This window comes from Bradyrhizobium sp. 23AC (genome assembly GCF_054863025.1).
Genome location: NZ_JAVAYN010000044.1, coordinates 1 through 14,818, shown reverse-complemented (window position 1 = coordinate 14,818; position 14,818 = coordinate 1). Strand labels below are relative to the sequence as shown.

The following is a 14,818-nucleotide window of genomic DNA, read 5'->3' as shown; positions in this document are numbered from 1 at the left end:
ATGATCTGCGCTTCCAACTCAATCCCACGATCGCGGCCGTATCGACGCTCACAATAATTCTGACAACGTTGCTGCTCACCACAGCCCACCTTATGCGCAAGCGCGCCGAGCAAATGGACGAACTCGGCCGAGCGTGATTCCTTCGGATTGCTCCATTTGGCGCAGAATTTCGACGATGTGAGCTGGCACATCAACGGAACTCAGCCCTGAGATCTCGATAGTGTAGTTGGCCGCAGCCATAGGCGGCGGATGCCCCGCGGCTCGGATCCAGTGAAGAGCAGCATGTGAGTAGAAAGCGAACTCATGAACGAAACAGAGCCTGAACTGAATGTCTCTCCTGAGAGAAAGCTGCGAGACGTTAGATGGGTATGATCGAAATCGACGGAAAAAATTACCTCGACGCTCGAACGTCCGATCCGCGCGAAGTCGGATGGATGCGGGGTTCGCCGCCGCCCGTCAAGAGGCAGATCACGTATGAGAGCGGCCGCTCTCATGATTTCCCGCAGATCCGCTGGTCGCTGTCGCACATGCGGGAGCTTGTGCCGACCGTTAACGTATGGCGAGGGCGGGGTGGTCCGTCGTCGCTTGAGCATTGCGACAGAGCAGCGGACATCAATGGGCTCTCCTTCGCCGATATGAATGGCCACGCTCGCTCCTTCGAAGAGGCACTCTACGACACATACGCCGACGGCATAGTGGTTCTGCATCGTGGGCGCATTGTGTACGAGCGTTACTTCGGCGCGCTCGAGCCGCACCTGCCCCACGCGTGCTTTTCGGTCACAAAATCGTACGCGGGCGCCTTGACAGCGGCCTTCGTGCACGAAGGTGTGCTTGATGACACAAAGCCGATTCTGCACTATCTGCCCGAACTGCGCGGCTCGGCTTGGGAGGACGCCACCTTGCGCCAGGTGATGGATATGCAGACCGGTCTGGCGTACGTCGAGGACTATGTCGACGAGAACTCCGGCGTTTTCGCATATTCGCGCGCCTGGGGCTGGCGGCCTCCCGGCTATGAGGGGCCGCAGACCTTGTGCGACTACCTGCGCACGCTGCGCAAAGAAGGCGCACATGGCGAAGGCTTCGCCTACAAGACCGTCAACACGGAAGTGATGACCTGGGTGATGGCGCGAGTGACGGGCCGCTCGTTCGCTCAACTGCTGCATGAGCGCCTCTGGCAATGGCTCGGTTGCGAGGAGGATGCTTACGTCAGGGTCGATTCCGTCGGCATGCCACTGGCCGGTGGTGGTCTGTATGCCTCATTGCGCGATCTGGCGCGATTCGGCGAGTTGATGCGGCGCGAGGGCGAGTGGAGCGGAAAACAGGTAATGCCCGCGTCCGTAATACATGACTTGCAAAAGGATGATGGGCGCGTCAAGTTTCGTCTGACAGGGCTGAACTACTCGTATCGCAACCAATGGTGGATAACGAACGATGAACTGGGCGCCTTCGAAGCCCGTGGTGTCCATGGGCAGCGTCTGTATGTTGCGCCGAAAGCTGAAATGGTCGTAGCCCGCTTCTCGTCACACCCCATCGCGTCGTCTGCGAGTGACCCGATCACCACGCCGCAGATGCTGGCACTGGGCCGGATGCTGCGCGCATAGTCCGGCCTTCGAACAGGATAGTATTCCCGTGCTGCGCCCCGTACATGACACCCTTTGGTGGACCTGGGCGCGATTGAACACTGCGGGCTGGCTCAATCCTGAGCCGGTCACATTGGCAATCGTTAAGCAACGAAGAGAACGTCTGGCCGGAGCCCAAGGCTGCGCCATGATGGAGGCGCCGGAACACGGCGGTACTCTCGAAACCTCTATCCCGGCCCCTCGGGGCTGTTATTCGACAGCTACGTAAGCGCCACGTGACACGAACGTGGTCCAGCGCGGTCGCTCGCCGGGAATAGCCCAATACGCGAGCGCAACAGATCTCACCTACCTACAAACTGAAGTCGCGCGCCAGGTCTTTCTTACGGCTCCTGCCCTTAACACTACATCCTGCGCGGTCCAGCCGCGCACTCAGAGACCGAGGAAGTGTGCTCCGCGGGTCTAGATCATCAATAGCTGCCCTCCCCGGCTTGATCCAGGCGAACATAACGCTCGAGTTTCTCCACCTTGTTGCAGTAATTCGGCTTCTTGACGGGCCATATTGATGAAATCCAGTTCTGTCGGACAGCTACTATTTCGATCTGAGATAAATTGGTCCATCGACCGCAGATCGCATTCGCCGATCCGCGGCAAAGGCTAGGTAAGCGGCGGAGTCATGAAGGGTTACATCATACGTCGTTTGCTAGCGTTGATCCCGACGCTCATCTTTTCATCTCTCATTGTCTTCATGGCAATTCGGCTAATCCCCGGCAACATCCTTGACCTGATGCTCTCACACAACGACGTGAGTGCAGCCAAACAAACGCGAGAGCAACTGGAAATCGCGCTTGGACTGGATGCGCCACTCTACGTCCAATATTTCGCGTGGGTCGGCGCGCTTGTGTTCAAGGGAAGCCTCGGCAACTCGCTGTGGACCAACATGCCGGTGATGGACGAAATTCTCCACCGCCTGCCGGTTACCGTCGAACTCGGCATGCTTGCTCTCTCTGTATCACTCGTCTTCGGTATTCCGATCGGCGTCTATGCTGCGTTAAAGCAAGATACGATCGGTGACTACATTCTTCGCACGTTCTCGATTCTTGCGCTCGCAATTCCAGGCTTTTGGGTAGGTACTTTGGTGATGGTGTTTCCGTCGATCTGGTGGGGGTGGTCCCCCTCGGTGAAGTTCATTCCATTCTCGCATAATCCTTGGGGCAATTTCCAGCAACTGCTCATTCCAGCGCTGATCCTCGGCACTGCATTATCGGCTACCACCATGCGGCTGACCCGCACGCTGATGCTGGAGGTGCTGCGGCAAGACTACATCCGCACCGCAAAGGCGAAGGGGCTTTCCACCACTGTAATCGTCGTGCGCCACGCGCTCCGAAATGCGCTGATCCCGGTCATCACTCTAGTGGGTCTGCAAGCTGGTGCGCTGTTCGGCGGCGCGGTCATTCTCGAGCAGATTTTCGTCATTCCCGGAATGGGGCTGTTGCTGCTGGAGGCGGTGAGTTCGCGAGACTACCCCATCATTGCAGGCGTCTTCTTTGTGTTTGGTATTACGATCGTGTTCATCAATCTACTGGTCGACGTGAGCTACGGCCTACTTGATCCGAAAGTGAGGAACCGCTGATGGCCGAGATCACCGAGAGCTCGCTTGCTGTCCGTCAGCCGTCGATCAAGCACCTAAACGTTGTGTCTGAGTTCGTCTACCGTCTGTTTCGCGAGAAGCCGCTTGGTGCCGTCGGCGCGGTGATCTGTCTGATTTTCCTGTTTGCCGGCATCTTCGCGGATTTACTTGCGCCATACGGCTACAACCAGATCATGCCGATCCACCGATTAAAGCCACCGAGCTGGCAATTCTGGTTCGGTACCGACAATCTGGGCCGAGACATCTTCTCCCGCATCGTTTACGGTGCGCGCCTTTCCGTAATCATCGGTTTTTCAGCGGCCATTCTTGCGACGATCATTTCGATCGCTATCGGCATTACGACGGGCTATCTCGGCGGGCGGGTCGACATGCTGGTGCAGCGCTTTGTAGATGCCTGGATGAGCTTTCCTGATCTCGTCGTCCTGATTGTGGTTGTTGCCGTGGCGGGCCCCGGCATGCTTTCAGTCATCGTCACGCTCGGCTGCCTTTTCGGTATTGCAGGATCCCGCATCATCCGCAGCGCAGTGTTGTCGGTGTGCGAGCAAACTTACATTCATGCCGCTCAGTCGATTGGCGGCGGCACCAACCGCATACTCTGGCGGCACATCCTGCCGAACGTCATGCCGCCTGTGATCGTGCTGTTCACTACGCGGGTCGGAGCGGCCATTTTAGCCGAAGCATCGCTGTCTTTTTTAGGGCTTGGTGTCCCGCCGCCGGCGCCGTCCTGGGGCGGCATGCTCACGGGTTCCTCGCGCGACTACATGTACCTCGCTCCTTGGATGGCGCTGGCCCCCGGCATTTGCCTGACTTTAGTTGTGTTCAGCATCAACGTTTTCGGCGATGCACTACGCGATCTGCTCGATCCTCGGATGCGTGGCCATCGTTGAGCAAAAAGCTCTAGGAGAAGGAAACCATGCATATCCAACCCACCAAATTGCTACGCACAATCGCCAACTCGGGCGCGCTTAGCCTAGTGCTCGCCGCAGGCCCTACCTCCGCCCAGACCGTGGAAACTCCAAAATACGGCGGGGCTCTGGAAATCTCCACCGTCTATGCCAATCTCTCGGCACTGTCGTTCGATAGCTACGATATCAATTGGAAGCACAATCATGACACCGGAGCCGTTTACGAGCAGCTGTTTGCCGCGGATCTGTCCAAGGCCAAGTCGCGCGGTGGTCAGAATGCCTTCACATCCGACGCCTACATCCCCTCACATCTAATTCGCGGCGAGCTCGCGGAAAAATGGGAGTGGCTGGACAATCCCTTGCGAGTGAAGATCACGCTGCGCAAGGGCGTGATGTTTCCCGAAAAAACGGGGGTGATGGCGAAGCGTGAACTGGTAGCCGACGACGTAGTGTTCAGCTTTAAGCGTCTCGCAAGCAGCCCGAAAGCTAATACGTACTTCGATTTTGTCAGGAATGCACGCGCTGAAGACAAATACACGGTTGTGTTCGAGATGCCGAAGTCCAACGCTGAGTGGGACTACCGCTTCGGTTATGGGTATTACTCGGCCATTATACCTAAGGAGGTCGTAGATGCCGGCGCTTCTGACTGGAAGAACATCAACGGTACGGGTCCGTTCAAGCTGACGGATTATGTGCAAGGTAACTCCCAGACGTACGAGAAGAATCCCGACTATTGGGACAAGGAAACGATCAACGGCAAGGAGTTCAAGCTCCCCTACGTGGACAAGTTCGAATACCGCATCATTAAGGACGCGGCGACACGCGTGACCTCGCTGCGTACGGGCAAGCTGGACATCATGGAGCTGATGAGCTGGCAGGACGCCGAGCAACTCAAGAAGAGCACGCCAGCTCTCAAGTGGAACCGGTGGCTTGCAACGGAAGGCACATTTCTTTCGATGCGTGTTGACCAGAAGCCATTCGATGACGTCCGCGTACGCCGCGCGTTAAACATGGCAGTGAACAAGCAAGAGATCATCAAGACGCTCTACAACGGAAATGCGGAACTGTTCGCCTATCCTGAGGGTCCCGACTATACCGGTTATTTTCAGTCTCTCGAGGAGCAGCCTGCCAGCGTGCGGGAGCTTTTTGAGTATAATCCAGCCAAGGCCAAGAAGCTGCTCGCCGAAGCTGGATACCCGAACGGCTTCACTTTCAAAACCCAGATCAGCTCAGGCAGTCAGGAGCAAATGGATCTTCTGTCGCTCATCGCCGCCTACCTTGAGCAGGTCGGGGTCAAGGTGGAGATCCAGCCAATGGAGTATGCAGCTTTCTTGTCAGCGATGACGACAAAGACACTCGCGGCCGGCTATCTCATGGACAGCGGCCGCGTCAGCCCGCTGACGACGATCAGGAAGAGCTTCGTCACCGGCGAGACTTGGAATCCGTCGCAATGGAGCGACCCAAAGCTCGACGAGCGTATGAAAGCTGTTTACGAGGAACGGGACGAATCGAAGCGACAGTCCGAGATGCGGGCAATCACCACCGAGATACTCGACCAAGCCCCCTACATCTGGCTGCCGACGCCTTATTACTACACAGCCTGGTGGCCCTGGGTGAAGGGCTATGCAGGCGAGCTGCGAGCCGGCGCGGTACGTCCGGGCCCGATCTATGCCCGGATCTGGATTGATCAGGACCTAAAGAAGAAAATGGGATACTGAGCGAGCGCCGCAGTCACACCGAGGCAACAAGCGGCGGCGCGTTGGCCGCCGTGACTTGTGCCGTTCCGCGGCGCAGCACTCACCACAAATTTTGGAGTAGGCCTTTCAGTGAGTAAGCCGCTTCTGCAAGTGCGCCGCCTGACCACTAAGTTCGGTGACGGTCCCGGCGCGATCACAGCCGTCAACGACGTCTCGTTCGACGTCAATCCTGGCGAGACCGTCGCCATTGTCGGCGAGAGCGGCTCCGGCAAAAGCATGACTGCATTGTCCATCTTAGGGCTCGTGCCCAATCCGCCTGGTCGCATCACCGGCGGTGAGATTCTGTTCGATGGCGTCGATCTGACGAAGCTCAGCGAAAACGAGATGCGGGCCATCCGTGGCAATCGGATCGCAATGATTTTCCAGGAGCCGATGACGTCACTCAACCCGTCGCTAACCATTGGCCTGCAGATCGCTGAGCCGATCAATCTGCACAACCAAATGCCGTGGAAAAAGGCTTATGACAAAGCGAAGCAACTGCTCGATCGCGTCCGGATGCCAGATGCGCGTAGCCGCCTTGATAACCATCCGCACCAGTTCTCCGGCGGCATGCGTCAGCGTATCATGATTGCGATGGCACTTGCCTGTCAACCAAAGCTGATCATTGCCGATGAGCCGACCACTGCGCTCGACGTGACCGTACAGGCGCAGATCCTTGAGCTGTTGAAGGAACTGACGCGTGAAAGCGGGTCGGCGCTGATGTTGATCACCCATGACCTCGGCGCAGTCGCGCGCTACGCCGACCGAGTGTGTGTGATGTATGGCGGCAAGATCATCGAGACGGCCAGCGCGCTTGATCTCTACGCCAAGCCGATGCATCCGTATACGCGCGGCCTGATGGCTTCGATACCACGTCTCGACCAAGTGGCTGGACGGCGCCTGGTCCCGATCAAAGGACAGCCGCCGAGTCTCGCAGAACTGCCGACCGGTTGCGCTTTCAATCCCCGCTGCGGCGAGGTGGTCGAGCGCTGCCGACGCGAAGTGCCGGAATTGATGAAGGCCGAACACAAGCATATGCATGCGTGCTGGGTGGCGCCCCATGTCTGATGCCATGACACATGAGAAGCCACGTAGCGCCGTGAAATCTGATGTCATTCTTGACGTTCGTGATCTCAAGGTTCACTTCCCAGTCTATGGCGGGTTGCTCCAGCGCGAGATCGGTTCTGTCAAGGCTGTCGATGGTGTGTCGTTCCAGGTGTATAAGGGCGAGACGCTCGGGCTCGTCGGCGAGAGCGGGTGCGGCAAGTCGACCACTAGCTTGGCTATTCTGCGGATGCTGCCGATCACGTCTGGCGGGATTGTGTTCGAAGGGGTCGATATCACCAACTACAACCGGAGCCAAATGCGACCTATTCGCCGGCGGATCCAAATGGTCTATCAAGATCCATTCGGGTCGCTCGATCCGCGCATGACCGTCGGCGACATCATCGGTGAGCCGTTGGAGATCCATAAGCTCCACGGCAATAAGGTCGAGCGTCGCGCGCGTGTATGGGAGCTGCTCGAGATGGTCGGGCTACGACGCGACATGATCGACCGCTATCCGCATCAGTTCTCCGGTGGTCAGCGGCAGCGCATCAGCATCGCCCGCGCGCTCGCAGTCGAACCGCGTCTGTTGATCTGCGACGAGTCGGTGTCGGCGCTTGACGTGTCGATTCAGGCGCAGGTAGTCAACCTGTTTCAGGAATTGCAAGACAGACTCGACATCTCCACAATCTTCGTCGCGCACGATCTCGCTGTGGTGCGGCATGTTAGTCAGCGTATCGCCGTGATGTATCTCGGCAAGATCGTCGAGATATCCCCGCGTGACGAGATCTATGCGAACCCGAAGCATCCCTACACAAAGGCCCTGATGGCTGCTATTCCGATCCCAAACCCGCTCGTCGAGGTCCGGCGTAGCCACCAGACAATCCCGGGCGAGGTGCCGAGCGCACAGCGTCCGCCGCCGGGTTGCCGCTTCCATCCACGCTGTCCGCACGTGATGCCGATCTGCAAGGAGAAGATACCGGAATTGCTCACCGAGGGAGATGGTATGGTAGCGTGTCATTTGTTCACGTGATGGCCACTGGGCCCACGAGCGTATCGCCCGCCTCGAGCGTCAATCGTAATGCGGCCATTTGTCTCGAAATTGAGAGCTGCAGCAGCGACCCGGACTATGGCGTAGACTCGGTTTTGCCGAAAGAAATTCGCGACTTGACGAGACCCGCTGAAAAGTTAGACGGCAGATCGACTTCACCGGCGCGAAGTCTTTAGGAGTTCAACGATGCTAAGAGCAAACAGGGGCGTATGGCGAATCCATCGACGGCGACTATTCGTGCTCAAAAGCCTCACTTAGCTCCCGCGGCGCAACGAGACGATTATGAACTACGGACTAACCCTGCTTCCGCATCACCAGCACTGTTCTTGACTCCGCCGTCTTCGGGGACATGTTCGGACCACGGAGACGCGCGGTGTTCTCGGACGAGCCTAGCACGTAACGGATGCGGCAACCGTGCCGCAGAACCGGGTGGAACTCGTCAGCGTCGGTCGCGATCTGCGCGTGGTCCGAGTGGCCGCCGACCTCGCGAAAAATATCACGACGTGCCGATGACCGGGCGCCCCTATCTGAAATAGGCACTTCCGATCACCCTCGCCCACAAGGTGGCGGTCTGGTTTCCTCTATCGACCGCTTTGTGCAGGCGCTGCGCAACTCCGGGGCACTGCGGGCGCACTGGCTCCTATGGGCGACAAGGGGCTTGAGGTGCAACGCCTCTATTACGAAGAGCTTCGTCTCAATCAGCCGGTGATGACGCGGCATGTCGCGCACCACCGAATCGCGGCAGCTGTGACCATGCTCGGGCTGATCATAGGTACGCTCGGCAAGACCGCGGCGGATGTCACGATGGCGTGGGCGACCGAGTTCGGCGAAGTTGTCGGAGTCCAATTCAGCGTGCACCGGCCTCATATGGATGAAAACCAGCGCTGTCAGCGGATAAAGATTTTAGTCAATGAGAACCCTCAGCCGGCCGCAAAGTCGTCTCAAAAACGAAGGGTGAGGAGGCGGTGAGCCGACCGCAGGCGCCTGATGCAGGTTTTTTCGCGGCGATCTTGGCCGCGCACGCAATTGCCGCAGTCGGTCAAGCCGAAGGGGGCCGCAGGGGCAGGAGTGCTAGGGGCGCCGGGGAGGGAAGCGGGTCGATGCCGGGCACGAACAATGCCTTTGTGGAGGTTTTAGGCGTTCAGAAGACCCACGATGGCGAAACGCTGGTCGTTGAGGATCTCAGGACATCGCAAGGGGGGAGTTTCTGACGATGCTGGGGCCGTCAGGCTCCGGCAAGACCACGACCCTGATGATGCTCGCCGGCTTCGAGGCGCCCACCCAAGGCTCGATCCTGCTGGCGGGACGCTCGATCGGTAACATGGCGCCGCACAAGCGCGACATCGGTATGGTGTTCCAAAATTACGCGTTATTTCCCCATATGACCGTCGAGGAGAACCTTGCCTTCCCCCTGAAGGTCCGTAAGCTTGGGAAGCTGGAGCGAGAGGCGAAGATCAAGCGGGCGCTCGACATGGTTCGTCTGGGCGCCTATGGCGGGCGCCGGCCGGCCAGCAACAGCGCGTCGCGCTCGCCCGCTCGTCTTTGATCCCAAGCTCGTGCTGATGGACGAGCCGCTCGGCGCGCTGGACAAGCAATTGCGCGAGCACATGCAGCTCGAGATCAAGCACATTCACGAGGATCTCGGCGTCACCGTGGTTTATGTCACGCACGATCAGGGTGAGGCGTTGACGATGTCGGACCGCATCGCCGTGTTCAACGACGGGGTCATCCAGCAACTCGCCCCGCCAGCCGAACTCTACGAGCGGCCGCAGAGCGCTTTCGTCGCCCAGTTCATCGGCGAGAATAACCGGCTGCGTGGCAATGTCGTGGCGGTGAATGCCGCGACTTGCCTTGTGGAGATTCCGGGCGCCGGCAACGTGCAGGCTCTGGCCGTCAATGTCGACGCGGTTGGCCGGTCGACGGTGCTGTCGTTGCGGCCGGAGCGGATTAAGTTGAACCCGGCGCCAGGCTCGCTACGTCTCGGCGCGCAGGTTGCGGAAGTGATCTATCTGGGCGACCACGTGCGTATCCGGATCTCAGTCTGCGGCCATGATGATTTCGTGGTCAAGCTGCCGAATTCGGAAGGCTCGGTGCAGGTCGAGCCTGGTGCGGTGATCACCATCGGCTGGAAAACTGAGATTGTCGGGCGCTCGATGCGCCGTGATGGACGAGCGGGAGTTCGCGTGCGCAGGCTTCGTCTGTTTTCGGCAGCGCTGCCTTCTTCAAGGGGCGTGGCATAGAGGGGAGAGGTTTAATGATGAGAAAGTTGTCGATCGTCGCGAGCGCGCTTTACGCGGGCATGATGGCGCCGACGCATCAGCCGGAGCTCAGAACAAACCCAATGTCATCGAGCTCTCAATCACAGACATTCAGCAGACTTACGCCTCAAAGAAGTTTACTGCCGAAGAGCTGACGCGTGCGTTCCTGGACCGGATCGCCCGTTACGAACCCGTCATACAACGCATTCGTCACCACGAACCCGTCCGCGCTTGATGACGCAAAGGCAATCGACAGGCGCTTGGCGTCCCGAGAGAAGTTGGGGCCGTTAGCTGGAGTTCCAGTCGCAATCAAGGAATCAATGGACGCCGCTGGGCTGCCATCAACTGCCGGGTGGCGAAAGCTGAGTAGCCGAGCAGGAGATGTCGATCTCATCCCCGCCTCTGACGCCTCAGTGGTTGCTCGCCTGAGAGCCGAGGGTGCCATCATACTTGGCAAGACGAACATTCCAGCTTTCAGCAATGATGACACCCGCGCGAACACGAGTTGGGATGGTCCGACTTACAACGCCGTCAATTGCGATCTGGCTCCGGGTGCCAGCAGCAGCGGAACGGCAACCGCCGTCTCGGCAAGTTTCGCCGTAATCGGCCTAGTGGTTCATCACAGTGATTTTGACGTTTTGATACCGAGCCAATCGAGGATGGGCAAGTTTTCGGGCGGCAAGAGAATCTCGATGCTTCGTGGGACGCCGGGCCGGCGGCGAATGAAGCCGTTCCGTTCGAGGGTGACGATCATCTGGTGGACAGACGGCGGGCTGACGCGGAAATGGCGCTGGATGTCGGCTTCGGCGGGCGGCTGTCCGAACATGTACGAATAGGTGTGGATGAACGCGAGATAGTGACCTTGCTTCTCGGTCAAGCGCGCGCCTGATTTTTGACTCATCGCTGGATTCGTCCCGGCCTCCGACAAGGAGGCGAAGCATGAATGTACGTTATCGGGTCGAATTGAGCCAAGCCGAGCGGGACGAACTGACGGCGATGCTCGGCGGCGGCAAGCATGCCGCCCGCAAGCTGAAGCGGGCGCAGATTCTACGGGCGGCCGATGCCGGCAACTGCGACGCGGAGATTGTCCGAACGGTCCGGGTCAGCCTTTCCACCGTCGGCCGGACCAAGCGTCGCTTCGTGGAAGGCAATCTGGAGCGGGCCTTGAGCGAGGAGCCGCGTCCGGGCGCGGAACGCAAGCTGACGGGCAAGGAAGAGGCCCTGCTGGTGGCGACGGCATGCGCCACGCCGCCCGCCGGCCGCAAACGCTGGACGCTGATGCTGCTGGCCGACGCAATGGTCAAGTTCACCGATCACGACAGCCTGTCGGGCGAGACCGTGCGCCGCCGGCTGGCCAAGAACGACCTCAAGCCGTGGCGCAGGGACATGTGGTGCATTCCCTGTGTTGACGGTGAATACGTCGCGCGCATGGAGGACGTTCTCGATCTCTATGCTGAAGCGTCGGATCCCGAGCGGCCGCTGGTTTGTTTCGACGAGACCCCCGTCCAGCTCATCGGCGAGGTGCGTCAGCCGATCCCGGCCCAACTGGGACAGCGCGAGCGCTACGATTACGAGTACCGTCGCAACGGTACCGTCAATCTCTTCGTCACCTTCGATCCGCATCGGGGCTGGCGCAACGTCAAGGTTACCGATCGCCGCGCCGCCGTAGACTACGCGCTTTGCATGCGCGAACTCGTCGACATCCATTATCCCGATGCCGCCTGCATCCGTGTCGTGCAGGACAATCTGTCGATCCATACCGCCGGCGCGCTGTATCAAGCATTTGTACCCGCCGAGGCCCGCCGCATCCTGCGTCGCCTTGAGTTCCACTACACTCCGAAACACGCCAGCTGGCTCAATATGGTCGAGTGCGAGATCAGCGTGTTGCAGCGCCAGTGTCTCAGCCGCCGCATCGACGACCCCAAAAGGCTCCGGAAAGAGATCGCAGCATGGCAACGGCAGCGAAACAAAATGCGAGGCCGTATCAAATCGATGTTCACAACCGACAAAGCCCGCGCCAAACTCGGGAGCGTCTATCCCGCGACCGCCAAAGAGTCAAAATCACTGTGATGAACCACTAGCCGAGGAGACAGGCGGCTCGATCCAGAATCCGGCTGCCGCTCAAAGCCTGGTCGGCGTGAAGCCAACCTTTGGCCTCGTATCCAATGCCGGCGTCGTTCCGCTTGCGGGAAGCACTCGCGATGTTGTCGGGCCTCACGCAAAGACCGTCCGCGATGCAGCTATCGTTCTTGATGCTCTTGCTGGCTACACGCCAGAGGACCCGAAGACCATCGCCTCCTTCGGAAACATTCCGGAGGGGGGATATGCCGCTGGCCTGAACGAAGCGACCCTGAAAGGAAAGCGCATCGGCCCGTACGGTCCTGGTTGGCGAAATCAGGATCTCACGGCGGAAACTAAGAAGCTCTATCAGAGTGCCGTTGCAGAGCTTGAGGCGCGCGGGCGAAAGATCGTCTCGGACCCGTTCGCCGGATCTGGCTTCGCGGATCTGGCTCGTCTACGCGATGGCTTCGATACCTGTACCTTGCTGACCGGCGAACCGACATGATCCTTGTCGGCGGAGCCAACGTTTATCCCGCCGAGGTCGAGGCGGCGATCGATGAGCACCCGCTGGTGTTGTCAAGCGCTGTGATCGGCCTGCCACACAAGGACTTGGGCTCGTCCATTCACGCCATTGTTCAGGCCCGCCGGGGCTAACCCGAGGTGCTGCTAGCGCATCTCGCCGAAAGGCTGGTGACTTATAAGCGTCCCCGCACCATCGAATTCGTTGAGGAGCCTTTGCGTGACGAGGCAGGCAAGGTACGCCGTACCCAGTTGCACGACGAGCGTATCGCCCGCATGAAGTCGCTCGAGAGCCAAACGTAATCGGGTCGTCTCTTTCAAGAAAAAGGCGGATTGTAGAAGCGAGCCAGCGAAGGCATGGATGCGGTTTCTGCCGACGCTACTCGCGATATGGTATCAACCGCTTAGGTTTCCGAAGCTAACCTAAATTCTGCCTAGTGCTGATCGGCCGGAGCGAAGTGTTGCAGCCCTTAAAGGAGCGAAAAGCTCACCGTGGGTGCGGCAAAGACTCGCTAGCTAGCACTTCGCATGCAAGCGTTGTTAGGTCGAACTAACCGTGCTTCGGCAACCCTGCGGTGGTCACGATGCAGACTTTTCAGGAGGATGGGATGGGACTGTTGGACGGCAAGGTGGCGATCGTCACCGGAGCTGGCGGTGGGCTCGGTGAATCTTATGCAAAGCTGTTCGCCAAAGAGGGGGCGGCGGTTGTCGTCAACGATCTTGGCAGCACGCTGGATGGCGTCGGCACGAGCCCCGCCGCTGAGAAAGTGGTGGCGGAAATCATAGCGGCAGGTGGGCGCGTTGTGGCCAATGGTGACGATGTATCCACGCCGGCCGGCGGAGAAAATACTCTCAGGACCGCGATCGATGCTTTCGGCCAGATCGACATCGTGATCTGTAATGCAGGCATCTTACGGGTCCGGACATTTGGGAAGATCTCGGAGGAGGACTGGGATCTCGTTGTTAAGGTTCATCTGAAAGGGACCTACTGCTGCACGCTACCAGTTTGGAGGTGGCTCAGAGACAGTGGCCGGCCAGGCGTTATCAATATGACGTCCTCAACGTCAGGACTGTTCGGGAATTTCGGCCACGCTAGCTATGGGGCGGCCAAAGCCGGAATCTATGGCTTGATACACGTTCTCTCCATCGAGGGCCGTAAGTATGGCATTCGCGTTATGGGCGTGGCACCAAACGCGATTACGCGGATGTGGGCGGACATTCCAGGAATCAGCCAGATCCCATCCTTAGTCCCGAGAACATTGCTCCGGGCGTGCTATTCATGGCCTCGGAGGTGGCGGCGGATCATTCGGGCAAGGTTCTGATCTTCCCCCGAAAAAGTGGACGGGTTTAGGCTGCTTTTGGCTCCATCTCCATCGGGGCGAGATACCCGATGGCGGAATGGAGCCTGGTTCGGTTGTAGAAGCCCTCGATGAAGATATCGCGCTGGGCCTCGGCGCGAGTCTTGAAGTTGCGATGATGAACGAGCTCGGTCTTCAGGGTATGGAAGAAGCTCTCCATCGGGGCATTATCGTAGCAATCAGCCTTGCGGCTCATCGATGCGGTGATGCCGGCGCCCGCGAGCGCATCGCGATAAGCGTGTGAGGCATACTGGGCGCCGCGATCGGAGTGGTGGATCAATCCAGCCTGCGGCCGCTGTTGCTGGATGGCCATCATCAGTGCCGCGGATGCGAGTTCGACCTGCATATGATCCCGCATGGCCCAGCCGACGATCTTTCGGCTGAACAGATCCATGACGGTCGCCAGATACAGCCATCCCTCTGCGGTCGGGATATAGGTGATATCGGCGAGCCAGACCCGGTTCGAGGCGGGAGCCGTGAAGTCGCGCGCGATCAGGTTCGGTGCGATCGGCAGGTCGTGACGGCTGTCGGTGGTGCGCACACGGCGCGGCCGCGCCATGATGGCGCGGATACCGTGCCGCTGCATCAGCCGTTCGATCCGGCCACGGCTGGCGCCACGATCCTGCCTGCGCAAGACGGCATGGACGCGGGGACTGCC

Annotated in this window: 13 protein-coding genes and 3 pseudogenes; 14 read left to right on the top strand and 2 right to left on the bottom strand. The window is 59.2% G+C overall.

The features are described 5' to 3' along the window. The first annotated feature begins 362 nt into the window (after positions 1 to 362). The 10 genes and pseudogenes from RAD10_RS41135 to RAD10_RS41090 all read left to right on the top strand — a co-directional run. On the top strand, positions 363 to 1,601 hold the full coding sequence (locus RAD10_RS41135) for a serine hydrolase domain-containing protein (RefSeq protein ID WP_461621932.1): 1,239 nt from the start codon (positions 363 to 365) through the stop codon (positions 1,599 to 1,601). Between the two features lie 652 nt (positions 1,602 to 2,253). After that, positions 2,254 to 3,210, top strand: a complete 957-nt coding sequence (locus RAD10_RS41130) for an ABC transporter permease (protein ID WP_461621931.1) — start codon at positions 2,254 to 2,256, stop codon at positions 3,208 to 3,210. Further along, complete coding sequence (locus RAD10_RS41125) at positions 3,210 to 4,115, top strand: ABC transporter permease (RefSeq protein ID WP_461621930.1); 906 nt, start codon at positions 3,210 to 3,212, stop codon at positions 4,113 to 4,115. The genes RAD10_RS41130 and RAD10_RS41125 overlap by 1 nt, the downstream gene beginning before the upstream one ends. Before the next feature lie 26 nt (positions 4,116 to 4,141). Then, the gene (locus tag RAD10_RS41120; RefSeq protein ID WP_461621929.1) at positions 4,142 to 5,851 is read left to right on the top strand and encodes an ABC transporter substrate-binding protein; all 1,710 of its coding nucleotides are present in this window, start codon (positions 4,142 to 4,144) and stop codon (positions 5,849 to 5,851) included. 108 nt (positions 5,852 to 5,959) lie between these two features. After that, the gene (locus RAD10_RS41115; RefSeq protein WP_461621928.1) at positions 5,960 to 6,937 is read left to right on the top strand and encodes an ABC transporter ATP-binding protein; all 978 of its coding nucleotides are present in this window, start codon (positions 5,960 to 5,962) and stop codon (positions 6,935 to 6,937) included. After that, on the top strand, positions 6,930 to 7,946 hold the full coding sequence (locus tag RAD10_RS41110) for an ABC transporter ATP-binding protein (protein ID WP_461621927.1): 1,017 nt from the start codon (positions 6,930 to 6,932) through the stop codon (positions 7,944 to 7,946). The genes RAD10_RS41115 and RAD10_RS41110 overlap by 8 nt, the downstream gene beginning before the upstream one ends. Positions 7,947 to 8,606: 660 nt before the next feature. Further along, complete coding sequence (locus RAD10_RS41105; protein WP_461621926.1) at positions 8,607 to 8,933, top strand: hypothetical protein; 327 nt, start codon at positions 8,607 to 8,609, stop codon at positions 8,931 to 8,933. Positions 8,934 to 9,177: 244 nt separating this feature from the next. Further along, positions 9,178 to 9,510, top strand: a complete 333-nt coding sequence (locus RAD10_RS41100) for an ATP-binding cassette domain-containing protein (RefSeq protein WP_461621925.1) — start codon at positions 9,178 to 9,180, stop codon at positions 9,508 to 9,510. A gap of 16 nt (positions 9,511 to 9,526) precedes the next feature. Further along, positions 9,527 to 10,204 (top strand): ABC transporter ATP-binding protein, encoded by a 678-nt coding sequence (locus RAD10_RS41095; protein WP_461621924.1) that lies wholly within the window; start codon positions 9,527 to 9,529, stop codon positions 10,202 to 10,204. Between the two features lie 176 nt (positions 10,205 to 10,380). Beyond that, a pseudogene (locus RAD10_RS41090) lies at positions 10,381 to 10,773 on the top strand (amidase family protein); the annotation flags it as partial. A gap of 68 nt (positions 10,774 to 10,841) precedes the next feature. Here RAD10_RS41090 and RAD10_RS41085 read toward each other — a convergent pair. Continuing rightward, complete coding sequence (locus tag RAD10_RS41085) at positions 10,842 to 11,123, bottom strand: LexA family protein (RefSeq protein ID WP_461621923.1); 282 nt, start codon at positions 11,121 to 11,123, stop codon at positions 10,842 to 10,844. A 38-nt stretch (positions 11,124 to 11,161) separates the two neighbouring features. On the opposite strand from RAD10_RS41085, the gene RAD10_RS41080 reads away from it, so the two are divergent. From RAD10_RS41080 to RAD10_RS41065, 4 genes and pseudogenes are all read left to right on the top strand, one after another. Then, entirely contained in the window at positions 11,162 to 12,292 is a 1,131-nt protein-coding gene (locus RAD10_RS41080; RefSeq protein WP_461621922.1) for an IS630 family transposase, read from the top strand. 7 nt (positions 12,293 to 12,299) lie between these two features. Continuing rightward, positions 12,300 to 12,749, top strand: a pseudogene (locus tag RAD10_RS41075) (amidase family protein); the annotation flags it as partial. Between the two features lie 35 nt (positions 12,750 to 12,784). Beyond that, positions 12,785 to 12,937 carry an AMP-binding enzyme gene (locus RAD10_RS41070; protein ID WP_461621921.1) on the top strand — a complete coding sequence of 51 codons (153 nt, stop codon included), beginning with the start codon at positions 12,785 to 12,787 and terminating at the stop codon, positions 12,935 to 12,937. A 473-nt stretch (positions 12,938 to 13,410) separates the two neighbouring features. Beyond that, positions 13,411 to 14,123 (top strand): annotated as a pseudogene (locus tag RAD10_RS41065) (SDR family NAD(P)-dependent oxidoreductase); the annotation flags it as partial. A 26-nt stretch (positions 14,124 to 14,149) separates the two neighbouring features. Here RAD10_RS41065 and RAD10_RS41060 read toward each other — a convergent pair. Further along, a partial coding sequence (locus tag RAD10_RS41060) for an IS3 family transposase (protein WP_461621920.1) occupies positions 14,150 to 14,818 on the bottom strand: 669 nt, incomplete at its 5' end.

What these genes read in the sequence shown, in the direction of transcription:
- RAD10_RS41120 (WP_461621929.1), top strand. Translation starts at nt 4,142, where the DNA reads ATGCATATCCAACCCACCAAATTGCTACGCACAATCGCCAACTCGGGC.
- RAD10_RS41100 (WP_461621925.1), top strand. Translation starts at nt 9,178, where the DNA reads ATGCTGGGGCCGTCAGGCTCCGGCAAGACCACGACCCTGATGATGCTC.
- RAD10_RS41080 (WP_461621922.1), top strand. Translation starts at nt 11,162, where the DNA reads ATGAATGTACGTTATCGGGTCGAATTGAGCCAAGCCGAGCGGGACGAA.
- RAD10_RS41105 (WP_461621926.1), top strand. Translation starts at nt 8,607, where the DNA reads ATGGGCGACAAGGGGCTTGAGGTGCAACGCCTCTATTACGAAGAGCTT.
- RAD10_RS41125 (WP_461621930.1), top strand. Translation starts at nt 3,210, where the DNA reads ATGGCCGAGATCACCGAGAGCTCGCTTGCTGTCCGTCAGCCGTCGATC.
- RAD10_RS41095 (WP_461621924.1), top strand. Translation starts at nt 9,527, where the DNA reads ATGGACGAGCCGCTCGGCGCGCTGGACAAGCAATTGCGCGAGCACATG.
- RAD10_RS41135 (WP_461621932.1), top strand. Translation starts at nt 363, where the DNA reads ATGGGTATGATCGAAATCGACGGAAAAAATTACCTCGACGCTCGAACG.
- RAD10_RS41085 (WP_461621923.1), bottom strand. Translation starts at nt 11,123, where the DNA reads ATGAGTCAAAAATCAGGCGCGCGCTTGACCGAGAAGCAAGGTCACTAT.
- RAD10_RS41070 (WP_461621921.1), top strand. Translation starts at nt 12,785, where the DNA reads ATGATCCTTGTCGGCGGAGCCAACGTTTATCCCGCCGAGGTCGAGGCG.
- RAD10_RS41130 (WP_461621931.1), top strand. Translation starts at nt 2,254, where the DNA reads ATGAAGGGTTACATCATACGTCGTTTGCTAGCGTTGATCCCGACGCTC.
- RAD10_RS41110 (WP_461621927.1), top strand. Translation starts at nt 6,930, where the DNA reads ATGTCTGATGCCATGACACATGAGAAGCCACGTAGCGCCGTGAAATCT.